The sequence below is a fragment of the Cohnella sp. OV330 genome (assembly GCF_900112065.1).
GTDB lineage: Bacteria > Bacillota > Bacilli > Paenibacillales > Paenibacillaceae > Cohnella.
In genome coordinates this window covers 56,437-71,087 of record NZ_FOKE01000005.1, presented here as the reverse complement: position 1 = coordinate 71,087, position 14,651 = coordinate 56,437, and the positions used below count along the sequence as shown (strand labels likewise).

The 14,651-nt window shown below is 59.2% G+C and carries 8 protein-coding genes; all 8 read left to right on the top strand.

All coding sequences use genetic code 11. The features are described 5' to 3' along the window. Positions 1 to 21: 21 nt before the first annotated feature. The 8 genes from BM235_RS13215 (at position 22) to BM235_RS13180 (ending at position 14,641) form a co-directional block, all read left to right on the top strand. The gene (locus BM235_RS13215) at positions 22 to 1,809 is read left to right on the top strand and encodes a type 2 periplasmic-binding domain-containing protein (RefSeq protein WP_090113779.1); all 1,788 of its coding nucleotides are present in this window, start codon (positions 22 to 24) and stop codon (positions 1,807 to 1,809) included. A 94-nt stretch (positions 1,810 to 1,903) separates the two neighbouring features. After that, complete coding sequence (locus BM235_RS13210) at positions 1,904 to 3,448, top strand: carboxylesterase/lipase family protein (protein WP_090113777.1); 1,545 nt, start codon at positions 1,904 to 1,906, stop codon at positions 3,446 to 3,448. 12 nt (positions 3,449 to 3,460) lie between these two features. Then, positions 3,461 to 5,662 carry a hypothetical protein gene (locus BM235_RS13205; RefSeq protein ID WP_090113774.1) on the top strand — a complete coding sequence of 734 codons (2,202 nt, stop codon included), beginning with the start codon at positions 3,461 to 3,463 and terminating at the stop codon, positions 5,660 to 5,662. Between the two features lie 29 nt (positions 5,663 to 5,691). Next, a complete protein-coding gene (locus tag BM235_RS13200) occupies positions 5,692 to 7,107 on the top strand; it encodes a family 43 glycosylhydrolase (RefSeq protein ID WP_090113771.1) in 1,416 nt (471 codons plus the stop codon). A 95-nt stretch (positions 7,108 to 7,202) separates the two neighbouring features. Continuing rightward, a complete protein-coding gene (locus BM235_RS13195; protein ID WP_090113768.1) occupies positions 7,203 to 8,957 on the top strand; it encodes an extracellular solute-binding protein in 1,755 nt (584 codons plus the stop codon). 15 nt (positions 8,958 to 8,972) lie between these two features. Then, positions 8,973 to 10,742 (top strand): sensor histidine kinase, encoded by a 1,770-nt coding sequence (locus BM235_RS13190; RefSeq protein WP_090113765.1) that lies wholly within the window; start codon positions 8,973 to 8,975, stop codon positions 10,740 to 10,742. Then, complete coding sequence (locus tag BM235_RS13185; protein WP_090113762.1) at positions 10,717 to 12,357, top strand: helix-turn-helix domain-containing protein; 1,641 nt, start codon at positions 10,717 to 10,719, stop codon at positions 12,355 to 12,357. Before BM235_RS13190 ends, BM235_RS13185 begins: the two co-directional genes overlap by 26 nt. Positions 12,358 to 12,373: 16 nt before the next feature. Next, positions 12,374 to 14,641: a glycoside hydrolase family 95 protein gene (locus BM235_RS13180; RefSeq protein WP_090113759.1), complete on the top strand. Its 2,268-nt coding sequence runs from the start codon at positions 12,374 to 12,376 to the stop codon at positions 14,639 to 14,641. The last annotated feature ends 10 nt before the right edge of the window (positions 14,642 to 14,651 follow it).

Genomic DNA, 14,651 nt, shown 5'->3' with positions numbered 1-14,651 from the left:
TTAACCAAACGGGGGTTTCACATGAGCAAAAGTATGAAAGTCGTCAAAAAATCGATGTCCGTGTCGCTGGCAGGTCTGTTCCTCGCGTCTGCGGCATTGACCGGCTGCAGCGACGGATCCAAGAATAATACATCATCATCCGCAGCACCATCCGGCGCGAGCGCCGGCGCATCCCAAGCGGCCGGCGCGATCGACCACAGCAAGCCGATCACCATCACCGTGTTCGACAACGCGGCCAATTACCAGGGCGAGCAGACGGGATGGTACGGCAAGCTCGTCAAGGATAAATTCAACATCACCTTGAACATTCTAGCGCCGCAGGTCGCCGGCGACCAGCTGTACAAGACCCGCACGGCGGCGGGCGACCTGGGCGATCTGGTGATCGTCGACAACAGCCAGTTGGAAGAACTGATCCCGGCCGGTCTCGTCATGGATATGACGGACAAGATCAAGAGCACGAAGTACTTGTCCCAATACGTGGACAACCATTTCAAACCGTTCAATGCAGGCTTCGACAAGGTCAATCCGGAAGGCAAGATCTACGGCTTGCCGACGTTCGAAGCCGATACGTCGCCGACGACCTTCTCGGAGGAGCTCCCTTACTCCAGTCCGATCATGCCCTGGGATTATTACAAGGGCGTCGGGGCTCCCAAACTGAACAATCTGGACGATCTGCTGAACGTGCTGAAGCAAATGCAGGCTAAATATCCGAAGACGCCGGACGGCAAGCCGATCGTACCGATCTCCCTATGGAAGGATTGGGATGGCGGCAGCATGGAAAACGTGCGTTGGCTAAGCGGCTGGTACGGCTTCGAGCAGCCGGACGGGACGTCGACCATCCAGCTCAATGCCAAAGGCGACATCGTTCCGCTCGTCGACGACAACAGCATGTACAAGAAGATTCTTCAGTTTTACTTTAAAGCGAATCAGATGGGGCTGGTCGATCCCGACTCGCCGTCCCAGGATTGGAACAAAGTCTCCGAGAAGCTGACCAACAAACAGGTGCTGCTCCTGTGGTACTCCTGGCAGACCGGCTTCTACAATTCGATCGAGAGAGGCAAAAACGGAGACGGCAACGTTGCGGTTCCGATCGCCGACACTCATATCATTCAGAGGAGCGACGCTTATTACGGCAACGGAAGAGCGTTCGCGATCGGCGCAAAGGCGAAAAATGCCGACCGCATCATGGAATTCATGGATTGGCTCGCCTCTCCGGAAGGTCTGCGCTATTACGTCGACGGCCTCGAAGGCTTCAACTACGAGAAGACGGCCGACGGCAAGTTCAAGCTGACCGAAGTCGGACAGACCGCCTTCCAGAAAAATACGCCTGTTCCGGACGAGTACGGCGGCGGCGGTTACCAGGACGGACAAAGCAAGCTCAATACGATGATCATGAGCGATTTTACCTTCGATCCGGACACCAAGGAGTTCTATAACAGCAACTACTGGAGCTCGACGATCGAAGCGAACAAGACGGTGCTGACGACGGACTGGCAGAAGACGTACAACGCCAAGAACGCGACGGATTATTACTTGAAAAACAACATGATCGATATCGTACCGAACATCAACACGAGCCTCGGAACCGATTCCTCGGACATCAAAAACAAGCGCAGCCAGATCTCGGACTACGTGAAAAATACGTCCTGGAAGATGGTATTCGCGAAAAATCAAGCGGAATTCGACCAACTCTGGACGAAGATGAAGAAGGACGTCGAAGGCCTCGGCTGGAAGGACGTCCTGGCAGCAGATACGGTCAAAGCGCAGAAGATCGTCAAGATGCGCGCCGATGCATTAGCCAGCAAATAACATCGATTCGCACTTATATATGAAGGGGGACGGATATCCGCGAGGGTATCCGCCTCCGCATTTTATTGACCATGGGTAGAAGGGAGACGCAGCGATGCTAAGAGTCGTGAAGGTGGAAAACGGTACCGTGCAGGGACTGCCTGCCGCCGATCCTCGGATTACGAGTTTTAAAGGGATTCCGTTCGCCGCGCCGCCGGTCGGAGACAATCGCTGGCGCGCCCCGCAGCCGGCCGAGAACTGGGAAGGCGTGCGTCAAGCCTTTCAATTCGCGCCGGTCCCGATGCAGGTGCGGCAGGAAATAGACGAAAACAACATCTATACCCGCGAATGGACGGTCGAGCCGGACATCGCCATGGACGAGGACTGTCTCTACCTCAACGTATGGACGCCGGCCAAGAACGTCGATGAGAAGCTGCCGGTATTCGTGTGGTACTTCGGCGGCGGCCTGCAGGTCGGCCATACGGCCGAGATGGAGTTCGACGGCGAACGTATCGCCCGAAGAGGCATCGTGGTCGTGACGATCGCCTACCGGCTGAACGCGTTCGGCTTTCTGTGCCATCCCGAGATTACGGCGGAAGCGCCGGAAGCGCCCGCGAACTTCGGCCATCTGGACCAGCAGTTCGCGACCAGATGGGTCAAGCGCAACATCGCGGCGTTCGGCGGCGATCCGGACAACCTGACGATCGGCGGGCAGTCTGCAGGCGGCGGCAGCGTCATGAACCAGCTGGCCTCGCCGCAGAACGAGGGCCTGTTTCAGCGGGCGATCGTGCAGAGCGGGGTTTTCACGAAGCTTTATCCGGGCAACGGCGCGCCCAAGTTCCTTCGCGAGTTCGGGGAGGCCGAAGCGGACGGCATTCGCTTTTTCGAAGCGCTCGGCGTGTCCTCGCTTGCGGAAGCCCGCAAGCTCGATGCGGCGTATGTGCGCGACAAGTATCTGGAATCCGGGCGCTTCTGGGGCACCGTGGTCGACGGCAAGTTCAATGTCGGGGATGCGTTCGAGGCGTTCCTTCGGAATGAGCGCTTACCGGTGCCGGTGCTGTTCGGCCATACCTCCTCCGAATTTTTCAGCGTGCCGGAAGCCGGTACGGCGGCCGAATTCAAGAAGATGGCGGCCGAGCTGTTCGGCGACGATGCCGAGACTTTTCTCGCGCTATGCGGAGCGAATGCGGGAAGCTTGGACGAGGCACTGAAGCGGGCATCGGCGAGCGGCATCGAATACGCGATCCGGATCGCGGGACAGGCCAATGCCGATACCGGCGCCAACCTTCCGCTGTACTATTACAACTTCGACGCGGACATTCCGGGTTGGGATAACCCCGGCACGTTCCATTCGGTCGATCTGTGGTTTTTCTTCGAGACGCTCGCCAAATGCTGGCGGCCGTTCGTCGGCAAGCATTACGACCTGGCGCGGCAGATGTGCGATTACTGGGCGAACTTCATTCGCGGCGGCGATCCGAACGGGCGGGATTCGACGGGAGCGGACCTGCCGCGGTGGGAGGTCTATACGCCGGAGGCGCCTTACGGCATGCGCTTTGCGGACCAAGCCGGGTTTGCCAGAGAGCGGCCCGACGAGATCATGGCGTTCCTCGTGCAGCAATACTTCAAGAAAAACCCGCTGCATTCGTATTCGAAAGGATAAGGGGGACGGTCCATGAGACTGGCATGCGGCAACTACATCTTGCAATTCAAAGAGGGCGGCGTCGAGGTTCGTAAAAACGGCCGGCTTCTTTATTCCAACAAACGGCCGATGTTCGCCACGGTAAAAACGGCGTTTGCCGTCAGCGAGTTTTACGACCACGCTTACGACGATATCGTCGCTTCCGACGGGAAGATCGTCGCCCGGGGCACGATGACCGTGCCTTCGGGCTCGGCTTTTGCATTTACGGACGTGTATGAAACCGCAGGCGCCGGGTTCAAGATGAGCCGGAACGTCAAGGTGACGAAGGCGGGAGACGACCTTGGATTTTCTACGAAGGTCTCTTTTACGATGGCCGAATCGGATGACGTCCACGACTACAACTGCTTCGCGCCCGGCGTCTGGTACAAGCAAAACGAATTCGCGCCGGCATCCGCGATAGGAAAAGATTTGGACAACGAATACTTCTGGCGGATGGAGACCCGGTACGCCCTGCCGCTGTTCGCGATGCAGCACATCGCGTCGGGAGAGACTGCGGCGCTGTCGCGCTGGGCTGCGGACGCGACCCTGCCGACGACGGATATCGTGAGGTCGGAAAATATCACGGACCCGAAATGTACAGTCGGAGCCATCGGCATGAGCAAGCCGAAGAGCGAGACGCTGAATTATATGTATTACGGATATGGCATACGCAAGGAACTCGAGACGGAAACGGCCGGCCTGTCGATCGATTACGTGTATCCAGGCTGCGACGGCCAACTGCCCGTCAACAATCCGTATGCCGGCCTGGATTACCGCGAGAAACCGAAAGCATTCCAGCGCATGAACCATCCCGTAGCGGTCGGCTTCGAGCAAAATTATGCCGTCGCCATCCATTTCGACCATTACGCCGGCGGCTTCCAGCCGATGATGAAGGAGCAGTGGCGCATCGTCTACGCCCGGCTGCGCGACAAGCTTTTCGAGGTGGACAACGAGCGTCACTACCGCAACGGCATGAACATACTGACCCGATACACGCGGCCTTATGGCGATTCGTACGGGCTGCCCTTCGCTTGTCAATTACCCGATATGGACATTTCTAGCGTTTCCTTTCAGTTCGGCTTCGTCGGCCAGCAGCCGGGCATCGGCTATCAGCTGCTCAGGTACGGCGACAAGGAGAGCATGCCCGAAGCCTATGAGAAAGGCGTGGGCGTGATCGATTTCTGGGCGAGGAAGGCTATGACCGAATCCGGCCTGCCGCGGATGTGCTACAATCCGACCCTCCAAGGTTTCGAGCCTTATCCGCACTATATCCGAATGCTGGCAGACGGGATCGAAGCCATTCTGGACGCCTACCTCTATATGCGCGGCAAAGGCGACGAGCGGCCTGCATGGCTGGAATTTTGCAGACGGACGGCCAATTGGCTCGTAAAGGTTCAGAACGAGGACGGCAGCTTCTACCGGGCTTACCACGCCGACAGCTCGATCCGCATGGACTCGAAGTCCAATACGCCAAGCGTGATCCGGTTTCTCGTCCAATTCTATCTCGTGTCCGGCGAAGAACGCTATAAAACAGCCGCGCTTCGGGCCGGCCAGTGGTCCTACGACCATAATTACCTTAACCTGGAGTACCGGGGCGGTACCTGCGACAATGCGGATATCCAGGATAAAGAAGCTGGCATCTATGCTTTGTTCGGCTTCCTTGCCTTATACGATCTGACCGGCGAAAAAAGATGGCTCGAAGGCGCGATCGGCGCCGCGGATTATACCGAGACTTGGACCTATGCCTGGCGCTTCCCCGTGATCGCCCCGTGGCCCAAACATCCGTTCAACAAATTTTCCATCAGCGGTCAGAGCATCATCACGATCGGCGGCGGCGCCGACGTGTATATGGCGGCCTGCTCGTACACGTACTACAGGCTGTATGTCATTACGGGCGACGAGCACTATCTCGACTTCGCCGAGTTTATTCATAAGAACACCAGACAGTCCACGGACGCGGACGGCAGCATCGGATATGCGATGCCGGGCTTGGGGCACGAGAGCGGCAACTTCGCGAGCCAAACGCTGCAGAGCCACTATCACTGGCTGCCCTGGTGTACTTATGTGGAAGTCGACCCTTCGTCCAGATTGTATGATACCTTCGGCGGCTATGAGATCGCGGATGCGCAGAAGCTTCTCCCGGAGGAGAGGGCGAAGAGAAATCGCATCTACGACACATTCGTCAAGAAGGCTTGATAAAAAAACGGTTAGGGGCGAGCGGAGAGATGAAAAAACAAGGATTGAACCCGTACCTGCCTTCTTGGGAGTATACGCCCGACGGCGAACCCTATGTTTTTAACGGTAGAGTGTACGTATATGGTTCCCACGACAGATTCAACGGCCACGCCTATTGCTTGAACGACTATGTCTGCTGGTCCGCGCCGGAGCACGATCTGGCCGATTGGCGGTACGAAGGCGTGATCTATCGCAAGACGGACGATCCGCTCAATCCCGACGGCAGCATGTGCCTGTATGCGCCGGACGTCACGGTTGGGCCGGACGGGCGGTATTATCTCTACTATGTGCTCGACAAAGTGCCTGTCGTATCTGTCGCGGTGTGCGATACGCCGGCAGGCAAGTATTCGTTTTACGGCTATGTCCGTTATGCCGACGGCACGCGTCTTGGCGAGAGAGAAGGCGACGAACCGCAATTCGATCCGGCCGTGCTGACGGAGGGAGACCAGACCTATTTGTACACGGGCTTCTGCGCGCCCGGCGATCGTTCCCGGCACGGCGCCATGGCGACGGTGCTCGGTTCGGATATGCTCACCATTATCGAGGCGCCCGTATTCGTCGCGCCAAGCGAGCCTTACAGCGCCGGGAGCGGCTTTGAAGGCCATGCCTTTTTCGAGGCGCCCTCTATTAGAAGGATCGGCGATATGTATTACCTGATCTACTCCTCTGTCGTCATGCATGAGCTATGCTACGCGACAAGCCGGTTCCCGACCCGGGGGTTCGTCTATCAAGGCGTCGTCGTCAGCAACAACGATCTTCATATCGATGCCTATAAACCGGCGGACCAACCCATGTATTACGGAGGCAACAATCACGGCGGCATCGTCGAGATCGACGGCAAATGGCATGTCTTTTATCACCGGCATACGAACGGAACGAACTTCAGCCGGCAGGGCTGCATCGAGCCGATCGCGTTCAGGGAAGACGGCACGATCGTCCAGGCGGAGATGACCTCCTGCGGTCCGAACGGCGGACCGCTCGAGGGCCGAGGCGAATATCCGGCCTATCTGGCGTGCAATCTGTTTTGCCGGGACGAAGCCTTGTACACGGGCGCTCCCGGGGAGTGGATGGACAGCCGTTTTCCGAAGATTACCCAGGACGGCAAAGACGGGGACGAGGAGGTCGGCTATATCGCCAACATGAGGGATGGCGCGACGGCGGGCTTCAAGTACTTCCGCTGCGCGGGGATCCGCTCCGTCCGCATCAAGGTGCGCGGCTATTGCCGAGGCGCCTTTGAAGTCAAGACGTCGTGGGACGGACCCGCGCTCGCCAGGATTCCGGTCGATTTTACGAACGTGTGGCGCGAATATGCGGCCGATGTCGCGATACCGGACGGCATTCAAGCGATTTATTTGACCTATACGGGGACGGGGGGCGCCAGCTTAGCTTCCTTTGCGCTCGATTAAAGCTGGCAAAGATGTACATTGTCCGGGTCGCGCTCGTCCGCCTATAATGAGAGCGTAAACATTGCAATCGCTGAGCCGAAGAAGAGGGGATGGCCATGAACAAAAGCAACGCGCGATCCATATCGGCTTTGGGCTCGGCCATGCTGCTCCTGACGGCGCTGACGGCATGCGACGGCGGCATCGAAGGCAAGGGAGGCGGTAGCGCGGCCGCAAGCCCCGCCGCTCCTCGCCCATCCGGCGGATCCGCGTCGGAAGCGACCGGAGGCCCGCTCGGCAGCTACGACCCGCCGATCGAGATCACGACCGTGCGCAATCTGAGCGACATCGTCGAGAACAACGTGCTCGGGGTGCTGAAGGACGAGAAATTCGAGGATAACCGGTGGAGCCGGCTGTACGCCGACCGGCTCGGCATCAAGATCAAGTACAATTGGGTCGTCAAAGGCAACGATACGTCGGATCCGTACCTGCAGAAGATGAACGTCATGCTGGCCTCGGGCGACCTTCCCGATATTATCCCCGTGAACGCCACCCAGCTGAAGCAGCTCGCGGACACGGACGAGATCGAAGACATGACCGACCTGTACGAGCAATATGCTTCGCCGGAACTGAAGAAGATCCTCTCCGAGGAAGGCGCCGGTCCGTTCGACGCGGCGACGTTCGGCGGCAGGCTGATGGCCATTCCGCAGACGGGCTCTTCGATCGAGCAAGCGCAATTCGTCTGGATCCGGACGGACTGGCTGGACCGGCTGGGCCTGCAGCCGCCGAAAACGATGAACGACATCCTGGCCATTTCGAAAGCGTTCGCAGAGCGGGATCCGGACGGCAACGGCCAAAAAGACACGTACGGTCTTGCCGTCACGAAAGATCTGTGGGGCGGATCGATGGGGCTGGAGGGCTTCGCGGCCGGCTACGGCGCTTTTCCGAACATATGGATGGATGACGCGGCCGGCAAGCTGGTTTACGGAAGCGTTCAGCCGGAGATGAAGCGGGCGCTTCTCGCCCTGCAGGGCATGTACCGCAACGGCGAGCTGGACGAAGAGTTCGGCGTCAAGGAAGGCACCAAGGTGTCGGAGGTCATCGCAAGCGGAAAAATCGGGATGGAGTACGGACAGCAGTGGAATTCCATCTGGCCGCTTCAATTGAATAAAAACGCCGATCCGAACGCGCAGTGGCGCGCGTTCCCGATCGTGTCGGAAGCGGGCGGGCCTGCTACGGTGCCGCTCAAATTCAGCACGATGAAGTTTTTCGCGGTCCGCAAGGGCGCGGCGCATCCCGAAGCCGTGATTAAGCTGTTCAATATGCATGTCGAGAAAAACTGGGGGAAAACCCAGGAGAACGCGTATTATTATGCGCCGCCGGACGCAGAGAGCGTATGGCAGCTGTCCTTGGTTCAGCCGGCGCCGACGAAAAAAAACCTGGAGCTGTTCCGGACGCTGGAAGAAGTGCGCCGCACCGGGGACAAGTCGAAGCTGACGGGAGAAGCGAAGGCCGTTCAGCAAAAGCTGGACGCCTACGCGAGCGGCTCCAAGGAAGGCTTCGCGCTGTGGGGCTGGGAACGCATCTACGGCTCCGAAGGCTCGGAGGGCGTCGTCGATCAATACGACAAAAACAAGCAATTTTTATTCGATAAATTCGAAGGCGCGCCGACGGCCACGATGGTGGAGCGTCAGACGACGCTGGATAAAATGCAAAACGAAGTGTTCGTCCGGATCATCCTCGGCGCGCCGATCGGGGAGTTCGACAAGTTCGTCCAGGATTGGAACAAGCTTGGCGGCGAGCAGATTACGAGGGAAGTCAACGACTATTACGCAAGCGTAAAGGGAAAAGTTCGAATCGATCAGACAGAGTAGGGGTTGAAAGCCGCCATGTTCAAGACGCCGATGTTCTCGATTCGCAACACCCTGTTTCTTCGCTTGATCTTTACGTTTCTGCTGATCTTGACGCCCTTGCTCGTGCTCGGCGTCTATCTGTACCAGTGGTCGATTCACACGGCGAGCCAGGATATCTCCAAGACGGCGGCCTCCCAGACCGCCTTCTATCTGACCGATCTCGAGAACGAGATCGAACGGATCAAGCTGCTGCAGTTCGGCTTGCTGGAGGACGAGGACCTGAACAAGCTGACGCTGCTCTGGAACCGGATGGGCGTGATCGAAAAGACCGACAAGATCAATTCGCTCCGCAATCGGCTCTATCTGATCCAGAACAGCAGCAAATATATCAAAGAGGTAAGCGTATATATCCATCCGATCGGGCGAATCATCTCGTCCGTCGACGGCGTCAGCCAGCTGGACGAGACGATCTACGATGCCATTCTCGCCGTCTACGGCAGCCGGAATACCCGGATCAACGAGTGGAAGAACGGGCTCTACCTCAGCGCGGCCAAGCCGAGCGGCAGTCAGAACGGACAGCCGCTGTTCGTCGTCGAGATCGAGCTGGACCAGCAGAAGCTGACGGAGGCATTGGCCCAATTCAACACGTATCCCGGCAGCGGTACGCTGTTGGTAACGGCGAACGGCGGCATCCGGCTTGCTAGCGGTTCCGTGGCGTCGTTTCTTGATGAAGCGTCAGCTTACGTCAGGCAGCGGGAAGAAAGCAACGAATACGGCGAAGCCAAAGCGTTCGGCGGGCAATCGTATTACACCATTTACGCAAGCTCGGACAAGCTGGACACGGCCATTTACCGGTTCATCCCGTCGCAGGTCATACGCAAGCCGCTCGACAAATTTTACAGATGGGCCTGGCTTTTTGCCGCGGCGGCGCTCGTGATCGTCGCCATCTATGCGATGTCGACGTACAAATTCATTCACAAGCCGCTGCTGCGCCTCGTGAAGAGCTTCCGCCGCGTCGAAAACGGCGACTTGGAGCAGGTCATCTTGCACACGTCGAAGGACGAATTCGGTTACCTGTACGGACGATTCAATCAGATGGTCGCCAACCTGCGGTCCTTGATCGATCAGGCCTATCGGCAAAAGCTGATGGCGCAGCGCTCGGAGCTGAAGCAGCTTCAGTCGCAGATCAATCCACATTTTTTGTTCAACAGCCTGTTTATCTTAAGCACGATGGCACGAACGGGAGATATGGAGCGGGTCGAGCAATTTACGATCCAGCTCGGCGAATATTTCCGCTTCGTGACCCGCAGCGCTTCCGACGAGATCTCGCTCGCGCAAGAGATCCATCATGCGCGCACGTACACGGACATTCAGCTTCTTCGCTTTTCCAGGCGCATCCGTGCGCGGTTCGAGGAGCTGCCTCCGGCGCTCGCGGAGGCGAAGGTGCCGCGCCTGATCGTGCAGCCGATCATTGAGAACGCGTTCGAGCACAGTCTGGAGCGCAAAGAGGAGAACGGATGGATCGTCGTTCGCTTCGCCGCCCAGGACGGCGAATTCCGGATCGTCATCGAGGATAACGGCAGCGAGTTGTCCGAACAGAAGCTGCTTGAATTATCGAAAAGGCTGGCGAACCGGGACGATACGGCCGAAACGACGGGGATGGTCAACATTCACCGGCGCCTCGCGATCACGTTCGGCGAGCGGGGAGGCGTCCGGGTCGCCCGAAGCGAGCTTGGCGGACTGCAAGCGACGCTATATTTTCCGTGGGAGGGAGAGGCCGATGTACAGATTGCTGATTGTGGATGACGAGGAGATGATCACCGACGGCCTGTACGAGACTTTGTCCGGCTGCGGTCTCGATCTCGACCTGTGCAAAGCTTACTCGGGAAGGGAGGCGCTCGACTGGCTGAATCGGACGCGGGTGGACATCGTCCTGTCCGATATTCGCATGCCGGGCATCGACGGGCTGCAGCTGATGTCCGCCATCAAGCGCCATTGGCCGCATTGCCGGTTAATCTTCCTCACCGGCTACAGCGACTTCGATGCGGTGTACCGGGCGATCCAGACGCCGGGCGTTCAATATCTGCTCAAGAGCGAAGGGTACCCGAAGGTCATCGCGGCGGTCGAGCAAGCCGTCGCCGAACTGAACGACAGCCTCCGCGAAAAGGATCTGGTCCAACGGGCGCAGGAGAAGCTGAATACGCTAGAGGTACTGGCGCGCGGCGAGTACTTCCGGCATCTCCTGCACGGCGCGAATCCGGCGCCGAATCTGGCGGCGGACTTTAGCAAGCTGAACATTCCGCTTGATGCCGGCAGGCCGGTCTACATGGCGCAGGGAAGTCTCTCCCGCGCCTCGTCTTCCGAGTCGTCCGCGACGTCCTATGCGAACCGGCATGAATCGGCCATGGCCGTCACGCTGCTCGCCGAGCGATTGCTGGACGGCCAGGTGCTGAGCCTTGGCATGATCGACCGCTTCGGCGACGTCATCTGGCTCATCCAGCGTCCGGCGGATCGATCGGACGCGGACGCCCACGCCCACGGCGATCAAGGTGACGATGCGGCCGTCTTGTCCTATCTAGTCGGCCAATTCGAGTTGATCCAGCAAGCGTGCCTGAGCAGTCTCGAGCTCTCCATCGCCGTATCGCTGGGAGACCGGCCCTCCGAATGGGCGAAGCTGTCTTCGGCCTATGACAAGATGCGGCGCCAATTGCAGACCAGAACCGGAGACGGCGCGCAAATGGTTCGGACGCTCGGCCTCGATGCTTCCTGTTGCGCGAAGGAGCGTTCGCCGCGGGACAAATCGGATGCTTTATCCGCCCACCTGGATGCCGGCCGGCGCGACGAGTTCCTTCAGCTTTTCGACGAGCTGACGGATTCGGAGCAGGACAACGGGGCTCCTTATTTACTGGAGCTTTACTATACGATCTCGCTTGTTCTCCTGTCTTATATCAACCGGTTGGAGCTCGAGAATCAGATAGCGAGCTTCCCGGCTTTGATGCGGCCTGACGAATTCGCGTCCTGGAAGGACGCGTTCGCCTTTCTTCGCGCGACGTCCGGGGAGCTGTTCGAGCTCCGAAGCTCCGGAGAGAGCAATCGGGCCGCCGAAGCGATCCTGAAAGTCCGCGCTTATATCGAGGAGCATCTGGACGAGGACTTGTCCCTGGTCCGCCTTGCGGGTTACATCCATTTCAATCCGTCGTACTTGTCGCGTCTATTCAAACAGGCATGCGGCGTCAATCTGTCCGAATATATCGAAGCCGCGCGAATCGAGCGGGCGAAGGCGCTGCTGCGCGGCGACGATCTGAAGGTATTGGAGGTCGGGGTGCGGGTCGGCTACGAAGCCTCCCAGTCGTTCACCCGCTTTTTTAAGAAAGCGACCGGCGTAACGCCGCAGGAATACCGGGATGCAGTAAGAACGTGACGAAGGGGGTTCGATCATGACCATAAGCGCGGCGAACGGGAAACTCTGGTACAGACAGCCCGCCAAGGACTGGAACGAAGCGCTGCCGATCGGCAACGGACGGCTCGGGGCCATGATATTCGGGGGCGCGGGCGACGAGCTTCTTCAATTGAACGAGGATTCGCTGTGGTACGGCGGTCCGCGGGATCGCAACAATCCGGATGCGCTGCCCAATCTGCCGAGGATCCGCGAGCTGATCATGGCCGGGAGGCTTCGCGAAGCGGAAGATTTGGCCTTAATGGCGCTAACGGGCGTTCCCGAATCGCAGCGTCACTACTTGCCGCTGGGGGACTTGGAGCTACAAAGCGCGGCATCTGGCGATTTGGTCGAACAATACGAACGGGAGCTGAATCTCGACTGCGGTCTTTACGCCGCCAGCTACTTGCAAGAAGGCGTTCGCTATTCCCGGGAAGCGTTCGCGAGTTATCCGGATCAAGTCATCGTCGTCCGGCTTGCTGCCGACAAGCCGTCGTCGCTTTCCTTCCGTGCGCGCTGGAACCGCCAGCAGCGACGGAACCTGGACGGCATCCGTTCATGGGAAACGGACGGGCTGGTCATGTCGGGCCATGCGGGCGGCGAGGGCGGGGTGGACTTTCGCGCGGCGGTGAAGGCCGTCGTCAAAGGTGGCAGTTGCCGCACGATCGGCGAATATCTGGTGGTCGAGGGAGCTGACGAAGCATTATTGTTCATCGCGGCCGCAACGACGTTCCGCTCGCCGGATCCGGAGCGCGCCTGCAAGGCGGCCATCGACGAGGCGGCGCGCCGTTCCTACGAGGAACTGCGCGAGCGCCACGTCTCCGATTACCGCGCCCTGTTCAATCGCGTGCATCTGGAAATCTCGGACGCCGGCGGAGAGAAGGCCGGCCTGCCGACGAACGAGAGGTTGGCTAGCCTGGAACGGGGCGAAGACGATCCGGGACTCGTGTCTTTGTACTTCCAGTACGGCCGTTACCTCCTCATCTCCTCCAGCCGTCCGGGATCGCTGCCGGCGAATCTGCAGGGAATCTGGAATCCTCATTTTCTGCCGCCATGGGACAGCAAATACACGATCAATATCAATGCCCAGATGAATTACTGGCCAGCGGAGAACTGCAATCTGTCCGAATGTCATTTGCCGCTGTTCGAGTTGATCGAGCGCATGCGGGAACCGGGACGGCGAACGGCCGAGACCATGTACGGGTGTCGCGGGTTCGCGGCGCATCACAATACGGACATCTGGGCGGATACGGCGCCGCAGGACGGGTGGCCGCCCTCGACGTTCTGGCCGCTCGGCGCGGCGTGGCTCTGTCTCCATCTCTGGGAGCATTACGCCTTCGGCAAAGACGAGACGTTTTTGGCGCAGGCTTATCCGACGATGAAGGAAGCCGCCCGATTTTTGCTGGACTACCTGATCGAGGGGGAAGACGGACGGCTCATCACTTGTCCGTCCATTTCGCCGGAGAATACGTACAGGCTTCCCGGCGGAGAATCCGGCGTCTTGTGCGCTGGCGCTTCCATGGACTTTCAGATCACTCGCGCCTTGTTCGAAGCCTGTCTCGAGAGCGCGCGGCTCCTCGGCATCGACGAACCGTTCGGCGAGGAGCTGACCGATGCCCTAAGCCGGATTCCCGTGACGAAGATCGGCAAGCACGGCCAGATTCAGGAGTGGATGGAGGACTACGAGGAAGCGGAGCCCGGACACCGGCATATCTCGCATTTGTTCGGGCTGTACCCCGGCGAGCAATTTACGTCCGAGGAGACGCCGGAGCTGGCGGCTGCCGCGCGCGTTACGCTGGAGCGGCGGCTCGCCCACGGCGGCGGTCATACCGGCTGGAGCAGAGCTTGGATCATCAACTTCTGGGCGCGTTTGCGAGATGCGGAGCAGGCCCGTGTTAACGTACTTGCGCTGCTCGGCCATTCCACGCTGCCGAACCTGCTCGACAACCACCCGCCGTTTCAGATCGACGGGAACTTCGGCGGAACGGCGGGCATCGCCGAGATGCTGCTCCAAAGTCACCGCGGCGTGCTGCATCTGCTGCCGGCATGGCCGGCGGCCTGGGGCGACGGGCGCGTGAGCGGTCTTCGGGGCAGAGGAGGCTATACGGTGGATATGGAATGGTCGCAAGGCCGTCTCACCCGGGCCGTCATTCGCGCGGACCGGACCGGCGTCTGCCGAATTCGGGGCCTTGGGCCGGAGCTTGTCGAGCTGCCCGTCGAGGCCGGGCGGCGCTATGCGTTTGCGGCCCCGTTTGACGATCCAATATAATGGATGGGAA